This window comes from Pseudotamlana agarivorans, assembly GCF_018860245.1.
Lineage (GTDB): Bacteria > Bacteroidota > Bacteroidia > Flavobacteriales > Flavobacteriaceae > Pseudotamlana > Pseudotamlana agarivorans_A.
This window is the reverse complement of record NZ_JAHKPD010000014.1, coordinates 58462-74433: the sequence shown is the minus strand read 5'-3', so window position 1 is coordinate 74433 and position 15972 is coordinate 58462. Positions and strand designations below refer to the sequence as shown.

Here is a 15972-nt window from a genome sequence, read left to right as displayed (position 1 = left end):
GTAATAACCGTAAAATTAGCCTTGTTTTTGGCTTAAAATATATACGCCTATTCATGTATTTGATATATTATATATGGCTTTTTATGTAAGATAATTCCGTTTTAATCTGGTGAGACTGAGGTAGGTATTGTGTTGTCGATTATTAAAACCAGTAAAATAAGTACTTAAACGATTTTTTTTGAAATTATAATAGGTTCGTCTTTACATTTGATTATCCCCTCATCTAGCGAACTTAATTTATTAATTATGAAGACTTCATTTTTATTGTCAGTTCTTGCATTTCTATTAGCCTGTAATTTACATTCACAAGAAAAAGATTATAAATTCAACAGACTTAACACCAGAAAACAAACATTAAAGGGGCAATCTGCTTCAAGTATCTATGCTGTTTCTTATGCTAAATTAGAGAAATCAATAAATCCTGAATACACAAAATTGATTAGTGAATTGGATCATGTCTTAGCAGATAGTATTTCTATTAAAGCGAATTACAACAAGGCGCTTATTAGATTTAATGATATTTCTACTATCAAAAATAAAGTTTCAGCATTTATTAGCTCAACAGAATTGTTTGGTAATAAGGTTATTCTTTTAAAGGAAGCGCAAATTCTTGCCTCGAAGCATAACATCAAAGAACTTTTGTATTCAGATAATGAGATCAATAAGGAAATGAAGGCTGGATTTATACTCCTAAAGTTGAATACGAATCAATTGAAAGCCCATTTAAACAGGGTTTTAATGAGGTTGGATAATAAAATTAAAATTATAGAAGAACCGATATACCCTTCTACTGTTAGTTTAAGAAAGCAAATATCCAATACTAATAAAATAAAAAATGAAAATGACCTTAAAAACACAAGAGGATACATTTTGCAGAATAGTATAATTCCTCCTGAAGATATAGCAGGCGATTTTAGTGTTGTAAATAGTTATTTTGTTTTGAAGACACCAACTAATGGATTTATTAAAAATCAATTAGTATCTAAAAAAAATGTCTATAAGTTGGGTATATCGCGAAAAAAGTTGCTCCCCTTTAAAGAGAAAATGTTAATACAAAATAAGAGAACTAAAAGTATGTATTTAGTTGATCATAGTTTTTTAGATAACTTTTCTGTAAAAAGTTAAAAAACACTATGATGTGTATTAACATGAGTTTAAATGAAAAAACATTTTATTATGAAAAATTTCACATGCATAATAACATTGCTAATTGTAGTTTCAGGGAGCCTTAACGCTCAACCTGAAAGAGGTATAACAAGCACTAATAATTGGCTAAGTACGTGGACAGAATTTATTCCAAGTCGAGTTAATCATGGAGAAAATTTTCAAATATTAACAGGTCACATAAGCGAAGATACCATACTATATAAAAAACACATTTATTTGTTGTTAGGAAACGTTTTTGTTACAAATAATGCCATTCTTAGTATAGAACCAGGAACCGTTATTTTGGGAGATTTTAAATCTAAGGCAACACTTACCATAGCTCCAGGTGCTGCTATAATAGCAGAAGGAACTCCAACAGATCCTATTGTATTTACATCTAATAATCCAAGAAAAAAGGCAGGAGACTGGGGCGGCATTATAATACTTGGAGATGGGTATACCAATACATTTTGTAAAAGTTACGTAGCTTCTTTGTATTCAAGTATGGATTCTTCAATGATTGAATACACAAATTTTGGTGGAGAAAATGTAAAAAATAATTCTGGATTTATCTCATATGTAAGGATAGAATATGCCGGAGGAGCGTCTAGTGGCTCTCATACTACTAATGGGTTGTTGTTAGCTGGTGTTGGGGGTAAAACAACAATTAATAATGTAATGGTTAGTTATTCGGGGGGTAACTCCTTTAGTGTTATTGGAGGAGAGGTTCATATGAACCAATTGATTTCGAATAAAGCTAAAGGGAATGATTATGATTTTAGGTTTGGAGCAGTTTGTTATATAGACAACGCTTTGGCTGTTCGTTCACCATATATATCATCAAGTGGATCAAGGTGTATGAACGTTTTGTCTAATACTATTACTGCCGAAATTGATAATATTAATAAAGGAACAGTGGTCGTGGCAAAAAACATGACACTTCTAACAGATTCTGAAGACTTAGATTATGATATTAAAGTGGGTTTAATAAAGGAATCTATATGCATTGGTGAGGGGGCAAATTTTAGTCTGGAAAGTAGTGTTGTTTCTGGTTTTAGTAAAGCCGTAATTCTTAACGAAAACATCAAAATTAATGAGGCTAATCTGTCTAAAATTCAGCTAAAAAACATACGTTTTAACAAGTGTAATGGTAATATTTATTCAAACCTAAAGGAAGACAATGTTGTTTTAGAAAATTGGTATAATAACCCTTCTTTTTTCAATGATTTTACTAAAACGAAGCATTCAGAACTCTTCATGACGTTAAACGCTAATAAAAAAGCAGATTATAGATTGCGTATCCCAAAAACTATAGCCATGAATAAAGTATTAGAATGAGCTGAAAATTAATAGTTAGGATTTTTTGCTTATGAATTGCCAAATCATTTTCAACCAACTTTTATCAAAAAACACAAAATAGTTTACAGTCCCTAATATAATTTAACTATTATTAGAAATCACATTAAGGATTTCATTTTTCTGAAGGACACCAGACTGTCTCCATACTTGTTTTCCGTTCTTAAATAACAACATGGTTGGCACACCACGTACTTGATATTTTGTAGCAAGTTCTTGATTTTTATCCACGTCTATTTTAACAATAGATACGTTATCGCCTAAGGTATCTTTCACTTCTTTTAAAATTGGTCCCAATGTTTTACATGGTCCGCACCAGGTTGCAAAAAAATCTACTAAAACGGGCTTATCTTGATTTATTATTTCTGAAAATTTACTCATTGTATTCTAAGTTTTTATGCTAATAATTCTTATAAGTTTTTTCTAATCTTGGCTTGATAAAATTGATTCTTGAAAAGAATATCATTTAAAAAAATAAAGGCTTGATGGAAATCTTTATTTGGAAGATTGAAAATATCATGACCACGATCTTTATAGCTGTACAATAAAAAACTCGAGTTTAATTTAGTTAATTTTTCTGTGATTTTTTCTGAACCTTGTAAAATAAAAAAACCTTTTTGAAAGACAGTACATGAATGGTGCGCTCCTTTACCGTAGGGGACAACTGGGTCTTTTTCACCATGATAGAAAACACCAGGAACACCATTGCCCTTTTTAATGGCATTAATGTCGAAAATAGCTCCTGAAATAGATAATACCGCCGCAATTTTAATAGCATGGTGACGGGGCGATTTACTCATTAATGGCCTATTATATGCAATATTTAAAATGTTTTCTGCACCGGCGCTGCTTCCTGTTAAAACAATTTTGGAATCATCAATATTAAATTCTGTTTTATAATCGATTAAAAATAACAAGGCATCCATAACATCCTGAGCACCTCTTTTATAAACCTGAAAGATTTTATTTTGAGATACCCCGCAACTTACACTATGACGGCCTGTAGTTAATCGATAATCTATACTAGCTACATTATAGCCTTTTCTGGCTATGTTTTTAGCCATAGATATCATATATGATTCGTTTCTTTTTCCGGTGTAAAAACCTCCACCATGTACTAAAACCATTAAAGGCTTTTTTATAAGACTATCTCCAATTGGTTGATAAAGGTCAAGTTTAAGTGTGTCATTAGCTTTAATGGCGTATTTATAAGTACGCACATTAACTTCGTCGAAAACAGGATCGATATAGCGTGTTTGAGCACTTACTGCTGAAAACACAAGGAAAAATAAAATGCTTAATCTAAAAGATATCATGGTTAGCGTAATCACTAATTCGAAAGGCTAATTTAAAGTGAATTTTTTATAACTAATATACAGTTAGGATTATATTGTGAAATCTAACTCCAATTTAATCTAAAAAGGTTGCCTATGAGAGACAACCTATATCAGTATTATTGCATGAAATTAGCAGTATATTAATTTGATGAAACCCTGAATCGAGTTCAGGGAGACGTATGAATTACATGTAATTAGTACGCCATTTTTACTATTTCTTCAACTTTATCTGGTGATAAATTTTGGCGTTCTCCTAAGGCAACCCAACCACGATCGTTGAATCGTTTTGAGATTTCTTCAGCGGTACCTATATAATCTTCAGTGTAATCTGATAATTTCGTATCGATTCCTAATTCATGGAAAAAGGCTACTGTTTTTTCAATGGCTGTATGTGCTTTATCTTCGATAGAACCTTCAGTGATGTTCCAAATACGTTCCGCATATTGCGCTAATTTCTCTTTTTTAGCTTCAAAATTAAATTTATAATGACTAGGTGCAATTACAGCTAAGGTTCTAGCGTGGTCGATTCCAAATAAAGCAGTAAGTTCATGCCCCATGGCATGTACTGCCCAATCTGTAGGAACACCTTTTTGAATTAAACCGTTTAAAGCCATGGTGCAACTCCACATAAAATTTGAAGCCGCTTCATAATTTGTAGGGTCTGCAATCACTTGTGGAGCCACTTCAATAAGTGTTTGCATGATACTTTCAGCAAAACGATCTTGAAGCAAGGCACCAGTAGGGTAGGTCATATATTGTTCTAAAACATGAGTAAAAGCATCAGTAAGCCCATTGGCCAATTGGCGTTGTGGAATAGACTGTATTACTTGAGGATCTAGAATTGAAAACTCTGGAAATAGACCAGGACCACCCATACCTAGTTTTTCTTTAGTTGCAGTATTTGTTATTACGGCACCAGAGTTCATTTCAGAACCTGTAGCTGGTAGGGTTAAAACCGTCCCGAAAGGCATGCTTTTTTCAGTTCTAATTTTTTTGCTCAAAATATCCCAAGGGGTGTCGCCTTCAAATAAGGCAGCAGACGATAAGAATTTAGTCCCATCAATAACAGAACCACCACCAACAGCTAATAAATAGGTGATATTTTCAGATTTAATTACTTTTAAAGCCTTCATTAAAATAGCATATTCTGGATTTGCTGGAATACCACCAAATTCTAGAACGTTAAACTCAGTGAGTGCCTGTTTAACTTGATCGTATATGCCATTCTTTTTTATGCTTCCGCCACCATAAAGTAGGAGTATTTTAGCGTCTTTTGGAATTTCATTTTTTAATTTTTCTATAGTGTTCTTACCAAAAATAATTTTGGTAGGATTTTTAAATTCAAAAGTGTTCATAATTTTCGTTTTGTTTAAATTTCAACAATCATTTTCCCTTTGTTTTTACCTTCAAATAAACCGATGAAAGCATCTGGGATATTATCGAAACCACTTACAATTGTTTCGGTGTAAGTCAGTTTACCTTCAGTTAGCCAAGTGGATAATTCTTTTATGGCATTAGGGAAAATTTCAGCATAATTAGATACAATAAAGCCTTGCATTAAAGCGCTATTTTTTACTAAAAAGGGTTGTACGCTAAGGCTTTTAGGAATTTTGGTATTGTTATAAACAGAAATAGCACCACAAATAATGATCCTAGCAAATCGGTTAATATTAAACAATACAGCATCAGAAATTGGTCCGCCTACATTATCAAAATAAATATCAACACCGTTAGGCGCTAATTTTGAAATTTCAGCATTCATATCCTTTGTGGTGGTGTAGTTTATACCCGCATCAAATCCGAATTTACTTTTAAGCATCTCAACTTTTTCATCAGTTCCTGCGATACCTATTACTTGAAGTCCGAGAATTTTTCCAATCTGTCCCACAACACTACCAACAGCCCCAGCTGCCCCAGAAACGACTAAAGTTTCGCCTTTTACAGGTTTTCCTATTTCTGTTAAACCACAATAAGCAGTTAAACCAGTCATACCTAAAACACCTAAATAAGCACTCAATGGTATTTTAGATCCATCAACCTTTAAAAGAGCTTCACCAGAAGAAAGTTGTTTCGTTTTCCAATGCAACATTCCAGAAACATGATCACCCTCATTAAAATTATCATTTTTAGAAGCAATCACTTTTGCTACTACGCCAGATTGAACAGGTTTATTGAGTTCTAAAGGAGGAACATACGATTTTGCATCGCTCATTCTTCCTCTAAGATAGGGGTCAACCGATACATATCTCGTTTCTAAAAGAACTTCTCCTGAATTAGGTTCTAGGTTTTCATCTTCAGTTATAAATTCAAAATCTGAAACTGAAGGTTTTCCTTTGGGTCTGTTTTTAAGTAAAATACTTTTTGTCTTCATCGCTTTTATTTTATAACGGTTACTAAATGCTCCATTGGTTTTCTCACTTTAGCCAAGTTAACCAACCAATCGCTTTCTTCCTTTCTGTAGCCTAAAGGCAGCATAACGGCGCTTCGTAATCCTTTAGGTTTTAAACCTAAAATGTCGTCAACAGCCGTGGGGTCAAATCCTTCTAATGGTGTAGCATCAACACCTTCAAAGGCAGCAGCAATCAATGCTTGTGAAAAGGCAATGTAAGCTTGTTTTGCAGCATGATGGAAGTTTTCTTCGGCAGGTTTCTGCGGGTATGAACCTAATAACATCTGACGGTAGTTTTCCCATCCTTCGTTTTTGAAACCACGAATTTCATTTGTTAAATCAAACATGTAATTGATCCGGTCCTCGGTATAGGTATCCCAAGCCGCAAAAACGAGTAGATGAGAACAATCGGTAATCACAGATTGGTTCCAAGCCACAGGTTTAATTTTTTCTTTTATATCTTGATTTTCAATTACAATGATTTCAAAAGGCTGTAAACCACTTGATGTTGGCGCAAGACGTGCAGCTTCCAGTATACGTTCTATTTTATCTTCAGCTACAGTTTCACCATTCATGGCTTTTGCCGCATATCTCCAATTTAATTTATCTAATAATTCCATAATTGTATCTATTTATTTAATTCTATTTTGAAAGCGTTTTTATGTTGTGTGATGTGATAATCGATTCTGTTTGAGAACTTGAATTAGCGAGGTTTATCATCCCTTGAGAAATCGTTTCAGGTTCAATGATTTTATAGGTTTTTAATGGTCCGACGAACAAGGGTTGAATGACTTTAAATACAGCCAATCCAATCTTTTCTAGCGTTCGTTGTTCTTCACGTTTGCCCCCAATTAATGAAGGTCTTAAAACAAAGGTGTTTTTAATGTTTTGCTGAAACACATCACGTTCCATTTCACCTTTAGTCTTGTTGTAGAACACAGAACTTTTAACATTGGCTCCCATTGCGGAAACAACCAAAAATGTTGAAATGTTATTATCTTTTGAAAGTTTTGCTGCGGTTAGCGGAATCCCGTAATCTACTTGTTTATAAAGTATTTTATCGGGTGTTTTACTAGATGTAGTGCCAATACAGCAGTACACTTCGTCTGCAGTGAAATCTGTTTTAAATTGTTCTAACTTTAACAGGTCACCTATAAATTGAGTGACTTTATTAGGAAGATTTTCAATTTTAGATCGAGAGAACAGTTTGATTTGGCTGTATCTATCGTCTTTTATTAACTTTTGAAGTAAAATACCGCCTGTTAAACCGGTTGCTCCTAATATAATGGCTGTTTTATTCATATTATTTGTTAAGTTTTATACTATCCCAAGCGGCCTGATACGCTTCTTCAATTTGTACACTATCTAAGAGAAAAGATCCTCTTTTTTGAGCAATCATTAAAAATGATAATGGATTAATCGAATAGGCATATAATAAATAATCGTGAATGGGTTTAATGATGCCCTCTTGTTTACCGCGTGCCCATAGATCGAGTAGAGGCTGTAGGTGTTTGATACCTTCTTGTCTACATGTTTCATCTATAATTGGGGTATTGTCACATTGGGCAAGGAAAAAGGCATATTCAATTTCTTTCAGTTTAAAATCTGCTATACGCTTCCAAATCACTTCAAAACTTTTTTCAACACATGCGTCTTCATTATAATTAGCGAATGCATATTTGGTGTATTCAGCTTTTACTTCAATGTAGGTTTGATTTACCAAATCTTGCTTGTTTTCAAAGTATAGGTAAATCGTTCCCGGCGAAACATTAGCCATTTTAGCTATTTTACTCATGGGTGTGGCATGGAAACCGCTGTTGTTAACCAACTTAATAGTGGCTTTAATTAAGGCATTTCGCTTGTCTGTACTTTGTTGAAGTTGTGCCATGTTTTTCAAATTTGATTACAAAGGTATCAGAAAAATGAACGTTCATTCATTTTTTAACAAAAGTTTAGTTTTGGTTGTTAGTTGTTGGTTTCTAGTTGTTAGTTTTTGGTGCTTACTGTTATGAAGATTATAACGCAGAGCTACGCTGAGATTTCACAGAGGGACACAGAGAATTTTTTAGACACAGATTTCACTGATTTTCACAGATTATTGCGTGATATACTTTGCGACTTCACGGCTTTGCGAGAAATATTTTTTTTAGTTTTTGGTTGTTAGTTATTAGTTTCTGGACACTTACTCTTGCTAGATTATTGCACATCAGCTGCGCTAAGAACTTATTAGACACCAATAAAACGGTGATCGAGCGGAGTCGAGATCTGTTAAAAACCTACAAACAAGAATAGCACAACCAATACCTACGAATACAAAATCAAAAAGACACCAAGCATAATCCCCACAAGTGGCACTAGTTTTTTACGTTTATTTTGTTCTTTGAAGATGAGTCCGCCAACAAGTACAGAAATTAAAATCTGACTCCTTTTTATAGCCGAAAGCAACATGATTAAGGCCTCTGGGTCCTGTAATGCTTTGTAATAAAAATAATCGGCAGACAATAATAATACGCCAACAGCAGGAATAGACCAACGCCAAATGAACGCCTTTCGTTTTTCAGCATAAGGGAACCAGGTAATACTTAAAATAACCAGCAAGATTAGAACTACATAAAAACTAAACCAAAAAATTAAGGTGAATGGCGTTAAGTTTAAATATTGAATTAAAAATTTATCATATAATCCGCTTGAAGCTCCTAAAAATGTGGCTGCGATTATGGCCAATATCCATTTATTCTTTTTAAAAACGATGCCTTCTTTTTTTCCAATTTTTGAATAGAGTAGGACTGAAGAAATTATAAGAAAAAAACCAATCCATTGCAAGAAATTCGGATTTTCATGATAAATAAGTATCGCCCCAATAAAGGTAAAAAATGGCCCTGCCGAACGAATGGGGGTTACAATAGTAATAGGTAAGTGCTTTAAGGCTTGGTAAGCTAAAATCCATGATGCTGCCATAATAGCCGATTTTATGAAAATAAAGCCATGTAACTTCCAGGATATGGTTTCTATGAATAAACCATTTTTTTGAGCGTATTCTGGGGCATAAACGGAGGTTAAATACAAAGGAATAAGTAATAAAAAACCAGAACCTATCGTGCCTAAAAGTACGGGGAAAACTTCGTTCCCTCGAACAGCATGCTTTTTACATAAGTTATGTAAGCCTAAAAATAACGCGGCTAAAAGCCCTAAATACATCCACATGGCCGCGAAGATATGTTAAAGCTGTTTTTTGAGGAATAAATTTCGTTTTTAATTTAAATGTTGATTTTAAAAACCAAATTTTGATGTATTTTTAAAACGAGATAAAAACAGTATTATGTTTTAATTTCTAAAAAAAACCTAACCAAATCCACCAGTTTTATGTCAACTTTAGAGTCGAGTGCCGAAATTAATATGAAATTAATAATCGCAGGTTTACTCGTGTTTTTTAGTATCATTTTCTTTGTTGATCTTCAACCGGGGAAACCTGAAGTCACTTATACCGCTGCCATTGCTTTTTTAATGGCTTTTTGGTGGGTAACCGAAGCCTTGCCCATTGGGATTACATCGTTTCTTCCTATTGTTTTGTTTCCTACGCTAGGTGTTTTAGACGGTAAATCGATTTCTGATGCTTATATCAATTATGTTATCTTTTTATTTATTGGCGGTTTTGTAATGGCCTTGGCGATGGAAAAATGGAACCTCCATAAACGAATCGCCTTAAAAATACTGTCGCTAGTAGGAGGGAGTCCCTTTAGAATCATGCTGGGTTTTATGCTTGCTTCTTCTTTCTTATCCATGTGGATGTCTAATACCGCAACGGCGATGATGATGCTTCCCATTGCCTTTTCAGTCACTACGGCTTTAGAAGAAGTTTATGGTGAAGGAAAAATTAGTTCGTTTGCTGCGGGTTTACTATTGTCTATTGCACATGCTTGTTCTATTGGAGGTATTGCAACTTTAGTTGGAACGCCTCCAAACCTATCATTTTTAAGAATATTTGAAATTATCTATCCTAATGCTCCTGAAATTTCATTCGGACAATGGATTACCTTTGCATTTCCCATAACGGTCATGATTTTTTTGTTTTCATTGGGTTTACTTTATTTTACTTATCGTCCTAAAGGGCAAATAGAAGCACTTGATAAATCGTTTTTTAAAGATAAATACCTAGCGCTTGGTAGGGTAAGCGCCGAACAAAAAAGAGTGTTTATCTTATTCGTATCATTGGCGTTATTATGGGTTTTTCGATCTAATTTAAACTTAGGCTTTATTAATATACCTGGTTGGAGTACTTTTTTTAAAAATCCGAAATTTTTAAACGATGGTACTGTTGCTATTTTTATTGCGATGCTATTATTTATTGTACCATCTACAAAAAAACGAGAAGCTTTGGTGGATTGGAAAATCATGATGAAACTCCCTTGGCATATTGTTTTCCTCTTTGGTGGCGGATTTGCGCTAGCCAAAGGGTTTATAGATTCAGGTTTATCGACTTATGTTGGCGGACTTTTAAGTGGAACCAAAGACTTGTCGCCTATGATGTTAGTAGGATCTTTAACAGCTTTAATGTCTACACTTACCGAATTCACCTCCAATACTGCAACCACCGAAATGTTACTGCCTATCGTTTCTGGTTTAGCATCAGAAATTCACGTAAATCCGTTGTTAATTATGATACCGGTGACTCTAGCTGCTTCCATGGCTTTCATGCTACCCATTGCTACACCTCCAAACGCGATTGTTTTTGGAACAGGAAAACTCAAAATGGTTCATATGATTAAAACCGGTTTAATCATCGATATTTTTGCAACCATCATCATTGTAATCATGACGCTTGTTTGGGGTACCATCATCTTCGATATCGACCCGAGTGTTTTCCCTGAATGGGCTCATAATTCCGCGGAAGCGATAAAACATTAATAAGTAAATTACTTACTAGTTTTAGACTAATCTCGTTATTCTGTTGTGGCCGATATACATATAAACTCGACTTTATTTTAATAATTACAAGGATACTACTGTAGTTTGATTCTTGTTAATTTTTAATACATTCGTTTTTTTTTAAGAATATTATCATTAATACTAATAAGTTATGCGCTTCTACTATGTCACAATTTTATAAAGTCATTCTTGTGGTGATTTTAATAATTTCAGCCAGTAATTTGCTTAAAACTCTTTTTGAAGATAATGCTTTAAAAAATATAGAAACGCAATTGAAACTTACCAAAAGAAGCTTGGATTCAGCTATCACTTCAAATCATAAAGCAAAGAAAGAAGTTGAAAATTTAAATCAAATTATAGAGCAATACCGCTTGAAAAACGAGAAATTTCAAAACGAAATAGACATCATTGATTTGGAGTATGAGCGCTCAAAGGTGGCGACACTTAAAAGACGTAAAATCATTGATTCTTTACTAAAAGTGAAAAATGAACGTCTCATTATTTTGAAAGCTAAGGATAGCATATTCGATTAACCCCCAAATACTATGAAGAAGTTATTTTTAATTAATGTATTTATTATATCAGCTCATATTCAACTGTATGGACAGCATGCTAATGAAAAAGCTCTAGACACTATTGTTGTGCATGCCGTATACACAGACCAACTACAAAAGCCTATTGTTATTGAAAGTTCTCAATATTTAAGAAACGATTCGAATACAGAACTTTATGTTTTTAATAGGCAAAGCTATCTATATTTTCAAGAATTACGACAGTTATTGAAGGATCAAAACAAGGCGGAACTTTCCCAGATTATCGCCAATTATGATCAAAGTATTACTGATAATCAAGGTTTTTATGAAGCTTTATTGAATACATGTGGAAGGCAGCAAAAACTTTATGAAAGCACAATAAAGGATTTTGAATTGAGCTTGAAAAGTCTAGAAACGACAATTGATTTGACACAAAAATCCTTGATTCAAGCAAATGCGACATTAGAAATAGCTACCGAAGAATTAAAAACCTATCGAAAAAAGCAATTTTGGAAAAACATCAAAAAATTTGGAGTAGGAGCTGTTGTTGGAGCAGCTATTTGTTTCTTGGTTGTAAATTGATAATGGTGAACTAAGTGGAAAAGATATATAAGTGTTCTCTTGTGTTTTAATTGAAAAAACCTACAAAACAGCTATATTTATAAACTCTAAATTTTAGTGTTTTCTGTAATCATGCACAATCATGTCTTGGAATTAGGAATTAAAAATGAATAAATCATGTCTGAAAAATTTAAACCTTTCGAAAAAATAGGACTCTGTTTTAGTGGAGGCGGTTATCGTGCAACGTTTTATGCCCTAGGTATTTTATCTTACTTAGAGCAAGTTTCATATAAAAATCGGACTTTGTTGAAAAACGTCAAAGCGATTAGTACAGTAAGTGGCGGCACCTTAGCGGGTGTTGCTTATGCGAAAGCTGTTCAGGAACCAGATTATGATTTTAACGTGTTTTTTAAAAACTTCTATACTACGTTTACCCCTGAAAACGACAAACTCTTAGAGAGCGCTATTTCAAAATTAGAAAATGACCAAGTTTGGAAAAACAATCCGTACAAAAAAAGATCACTCATTAATGCTTTTGCTTTAACCTATTCTGAAATGCCTTTGTTTCAAGGTTCATTTGAAAATTTTAGAAAAGATGAGATCAAACAACTGGATCAAGTTTGTTTTAATGCTACCGATTTTTCATTCGGACTCACTTATCGCTTTCAAAATCACGGATACTTTGGTAATAATCCGTTGTATAAAAACAACCAAAAGGAAGTGAATGCCTTGCGTTATAAAGTTGAATTGGGAGACGTTATAGCCTCATCATCTTGCTTTCCTGTGGGGTTTGAACCTTTAGTTTTCCCTGACGATTATTTTAAAAATCATAACGATGTTGATTATAAAAACTTAAAGGCTTTAGATCATTTTATTGATGGTGTAGGCATTATGGATGGTGGTATTGCCGATAATCAAGGTATTGGCAGCATGATGCTAATAAATGATCGAATGAAAAATGATTTAGATTTAATTATCGTGAATGACGTGGGGAGTTTTAAAATGCCCCCTTGGAAACCTAGCGACACTGAAATTGAAAAGAAATCGACCCTTAAACAGGCGATCAATAAAATTTTAGAATATTTTACCCTTAAACCAATTTATTGGATCATTTTACTGATTGGTATACTCATTCTTGTCTTAAATAACATGCTTGTTTTTGGGCAAGAAGCTTATAGTAGTCTTTATATACTAGGTGGTGTTATTGCGGGCATGGGAGTGCTTCTAACAGTATTTGGCTTGGTGGCATCGGTTATAAAAGCTTCAACTTTATCAAGATTAAAATTAATATTTAAAAAGACGGTGCCAGAACCGTTGTTGGATGATGTTTTGACCTTTCAGAAATTAGATATCAGTTTGGTTCAGCGCATGTTGTCAGAGCGTTTAACTTCGGCGATGAGCATGATAAACGATGTATTTTTAAAACAAATGCGCCGTTTAAATTATGACTTATTTTATTCTAAGGATGCCTTAAAAAACAAGCGTATTACAGCGACAATTTATAAATTAAATGGTCAAAAAACACCTTATAATAGCGGAACAACTTTTAATGGTGAAATTCAACCAACACCAAGTAAAATATTGAAAAACGTTTGTTTAACAGCTTCCGAAACCCCTACAACTTTATGGTGGGATAAAGTAGATCTGGCTAAAAACCGTATGGAAACTTTAATAGCCTGCGGACAATTCACCTTGTGTTATGAGCTCATGGATTATATTTTAGATCTTAAAAATAATGACGACGATCTATTTACAAAGTTGCCAGAAATAGAAACACTTTACAAATCCTTAGAAACCGATTGGGTAGCTTTTAATAAGTCACCACTATGGTTGGTAGATCAGATAAAACCCTAATTCTACCTATAAATTTATATTTTATTTTTTAAACCAAACCAATGACTAAACCAATAGCCGACCTACACTGCCATCCTTCATTTAAACCTGCCAATAATCACGAAATTAACGATATATGGAGTTACAAAAGAAACCCTTGTACTAAATTGATGTTTAAAGGGGTTTTGGGTGTATCTGTAAGACGCATACTTGTTAATCTATTTGTTAAAGATTTAGCTACGTACACACAATCGAATTTAGACAGCTGTCACGAAGGAGAAAATAGGCTCTTGTTTTTATCTATTTACCCGATTGAAAGGCAGTTTATTAAGCCAGACAGGCCGTTTCAATCGGCTTCATTCACCCAGCGAATTATTCTTGGAAAAGTTTTTGGCATTGGGTTGAAAAAACACTTAGATTCTAAGATATTTCAAGTGCTTACAGGGTTTTCTGAAGCTAAGGTGACCAATTATTTAGAAAGTGCTCATGAATCACGTTGTATTGATTATTTTGATACCGATTTGGCCTGCGAATATCAATACCTTAACGACAGCCATAACACCCAATCCCCAAATATTGAGGGTGCAAACCAGCCTTCCTTTAAATTAGTCTCTAATTATGAGGAATATGTCGCATTGGCCAATCAAAATATAATTGCTGGCATTGTAACCATAGAAGGCATGCATGCTTTAGGAAAATATCGGTCTGATGATTTATTTGGTGATAAACTGATTGATGGCCTATCAGAATCAAATCAAACCGAACTAAAAACTAATTTTATCCTTAATGTTTCTAGACTTAAAAATAAAGCGGAGTTTAAGTACACGCCATTTTTTATAACATTCGCACATCATTTCAATAATTTACTTACGGGGCATGCTAAAAGTTTCGGAGAAGCAAAAAACAAAGCCATCCCGGGTTTCTCAAACGTTTTTAACCAAAAAAGCGGATTGGATTTTGGAATTAGCAGTTTTGGCAAGGTTTTAATTAAGAAACATTTGTTGTCAAGAACCAATGGGCAACGTATTTTAATTGATACCAAACACATGTCTTTAGAGGCTAGAAATGATTATTTCGACATCGTAAAATCATTAAGAGCCGAGGGTGATCAGGTACCCATTGTAGTTAGTCATACCGCTATAAATGGTATTCCAACACGGGCAAGAGCTGCAAAACAACCAGACACCAATCAATTGGATAAGAACTCATATATAAGTCGTTGGGATATTAATATTACCGATCAAGATATTACCGAAGTCTTTGATTCTAATGGAATTATTGGTGTTTGTATGCATGATGGTAGAATGCCGGGAGGGAAGTTTAAAGCTTTAATGAAATCCTATAAAAGACGTCTTTCTAACCCAGAATCGCTTAAAAGACTTCATACTCAAATGTTTTTAACCAATATTTTTCATATTGTTAAAGTGAATTTAAACCACATTAGAGCCTATAATACATGTAATGAAGCTAATCCTATTCTCGAAATTGATGCCTGGAAAACCATATGTTTAGGTTCTGATAATGATGGTATTGTCGATCCTTTTGATCATTTCAATAAATCGAGTCACTTAAGTGATTTTAAAAACAGGGTTATAAAAGGGATAGATCTTAATTTTGACCCGGTTTGGAGAAACTTTAAAATTCTTTCTATTCAAGAAGATTCTTATTCCGTTTTCACGGAAAAAGAATTACAAGATTTAATGTGTGGTCAAACTTCAGAAGAAATTTGTGATAAAATCTTCTCAGATAATGTCCAGGAATTCTTGAGCAATTATTTTACTAAAGCGTATTTAGAAGAAGGTATTATACAAGATATTTAACTGGTTAATTGTTAGTGGTTCATAAAAAAATATTTTGGTTAACCAATTTTTTGCATTCTAATATATTTTAT

15 protein-coding genes are annotated in these 15972 nt (G+C 33.6%); 7 read left to right on the top strand and 8 right to left on the bottom strand.

The window, feature by feature from the left end; translation table 11 throughout:
• Window positions 1-246 precede the first annotated feature (246 nt).
• Window positions 247-1125, top strand: coding sequence for a hypothetical protein (locus KO493_RS10310; protein WP_216067883.1), 879 nt, complete (start codon window positions 247-249; stop codon window positions 1123-1125).
• A 51-nt stretch (window positions 1126-1176) separates the two neighbouring features.
• Window positions 1177-2484, top strand: a complete 1308-nt coding sequence (locus KO493_RS10305) for a hypothetical protein (protein ID WP_216067882.1) — start codon at window positions 1177-1179, stop codon at window positions 2482-2484.
• Window positions 2485-2586: 102 nt separating this feature from the next.
• Here KO493_RS10305 and trxA read toward each other — a convergent pair whose 3' ends face one another.
• The 8 genes from trxA to KO493_RS10265 all read right to left on the bottom strand — a co-directional run bounded on the left by trxA (window position 2587) and on the right by KO493_RS10265 (window position 9432).
• Window positions 2587-2883 carry a thioredoxin gene (gene trxA, locus KO493_RS10300; protein WP_216067881.1) on the bottom strand — a complete coding sequence of 99 codons (297 nt, stop codon included), beginning with the start codon at window positions 2881-2883 and terminating at the stop codon, window positions 2587-2589.
• Between the two features lie 29 nt (window positions 2884-2912).
• A complete protein-coding gene (locus tag KO493_RS10295) occupies window positions 2913-3818 on the bottom strand; it encodes an alpha/beta hydrolase (RefSeq protein WP_216067880.1) in 906 nt (301 codons plus the stop codon).
• Window positions 3819-4033: 215 nt separating this feature from the next.
• Window positions 4034-5194, bottom strand: coding sequence for an iron-containing alcohol dehydrogenase (locus KO493_RS10290; RefSeq protein ID WP_216067879.1), 1161 nt, complete (start codon window positions 5192-5194; stop codon window positions 4034-4036).
• A 14-nt stretch (window positions 5195-5208) separates the two neighbouring features.
• Complete coding sequence (locus KO493_RS10285) at window positions 5209-6210, bottom strand: NADP-dependent oxidoreductase (RefSeq protein WP_216067878.1); 1002 nt, start codon at window positions 6208-6210, stop codon at window positions 5209-5211.
• Window positions 6211-6215: 5 nt separating this feature from the next.
• Window positions 6216-6848, bottom strand: coding sequence for an NAD(P)H-dependent oxidoreductase (locus KO493_RS10280; RefSeq protein WP_216067877.1), 633 nt, complete (start codon window positions 6846-6848; stop codon window positions 6216-6218).
• A gap of 22 nt (window positions 6849-6870) precedes the next feature.
• On the bottom strand, window positions 6871-7530 hold the full coding sequence (locus KO493_RS10275) for an NAD(P)H-binding protein (RefSeq protein WP_216067876.1): 660 nt from the start codon (window positions 7528-7530) through the stop codon (window positions 6871-6873).
• Window position 7531: 1 nt separating this feature from the next.
• Window positions 7532-8116: a TetR/AcrR family transcriptional regulator gene (locus KO493_RS10270; protein WP_216067875.1), complete on the bottom strand. Its 585-nt coding sequence runs from the start codon at window positions 8114-8116 to the stop codon at window positions 7532-7534.
• A gap of 416 nt (window positions 8117-8532) precedes the next feature.
• Window positions 8533-9432, bottom strand: a complete 900-nt coding sequence (locus tag KO493_RS10265; RefSeq protein ID WP_216067874.1) for an EamA family transporter — start codon at window positions 9430-9432, stop codon at window positions 8533-8535.
• A 159-nt stretch (window positions 9433-9591) separates the two neighbouring features.
• On the opposite strand from KO493_RS10265, the gene KO493_RS10260 reads away from it, so the two are divergent.
• From KO493_RS10260 to KO493_RS10240, 5 genes are all read left to right on the top strand, one after another.
• Window positions 9592-11133 (top strand): SLC13 family permease, encoded by a 1542-nt coding sequence (locus tag KO493_RS10260; protein WP_216067873.1) that lies wholly within the window; start codon window positions 9592-9594, stop codon window positions 11131-11133.
• A 185-nt stretch (window positions 11134-11318) separates the two neighbouring features.
• Window positions 11319-11687 carry a hypothetical protein gene (locus tag KO493_RS10255; RefSeq protein ID WP_216067872.1) on the top strand — a complete coding sequence of 123 codons (369 nt, stop codon included), beginning with the start codon at window positions 11319-11321 and terminating at the stop codon, window positions 11685-11687.
• Between the two features lie 12 nt (window positions 11688-11699).
• On the top strand, window positions 11700-12269 hold the full coding sequence (locus KO493_RS10250; RefSeq protein WP_216067871.1) for a hypothetical protein: 570 nt from the start codon (window positions 11700-11702) through the stop codon (window positions 12267-12269).
• A gap of 156 nt (window positions 12270-12425) precedes the next feature.
• On the top strand, window positions 12426-14102 hold the full coding sequence (locus KO493_RS10245) for a patatin-like phospholipase family protein (protein WP_216067870.1): 1677 nt from the start codon (window positions 12426-12428) through the stop codon (window positions 14100-14102).
• A 41-nt stretch (window positions 14103-14143) separates the two neighbouring features.
• Window positions 14144-15901 carry a hypothetical protein gene (locus KO493_RS10240; RefSeq protein ID WP_216067869.1) on the top strand — a complete coding sequence of 586 codons (1758 nt, stop codon included), beginning with the start codon at window positions 14144-14146 and terminating at the stop codon, window positions 15899-15901.
• Window positions 15902-15972: the final 71 nt, after the last annotated feature.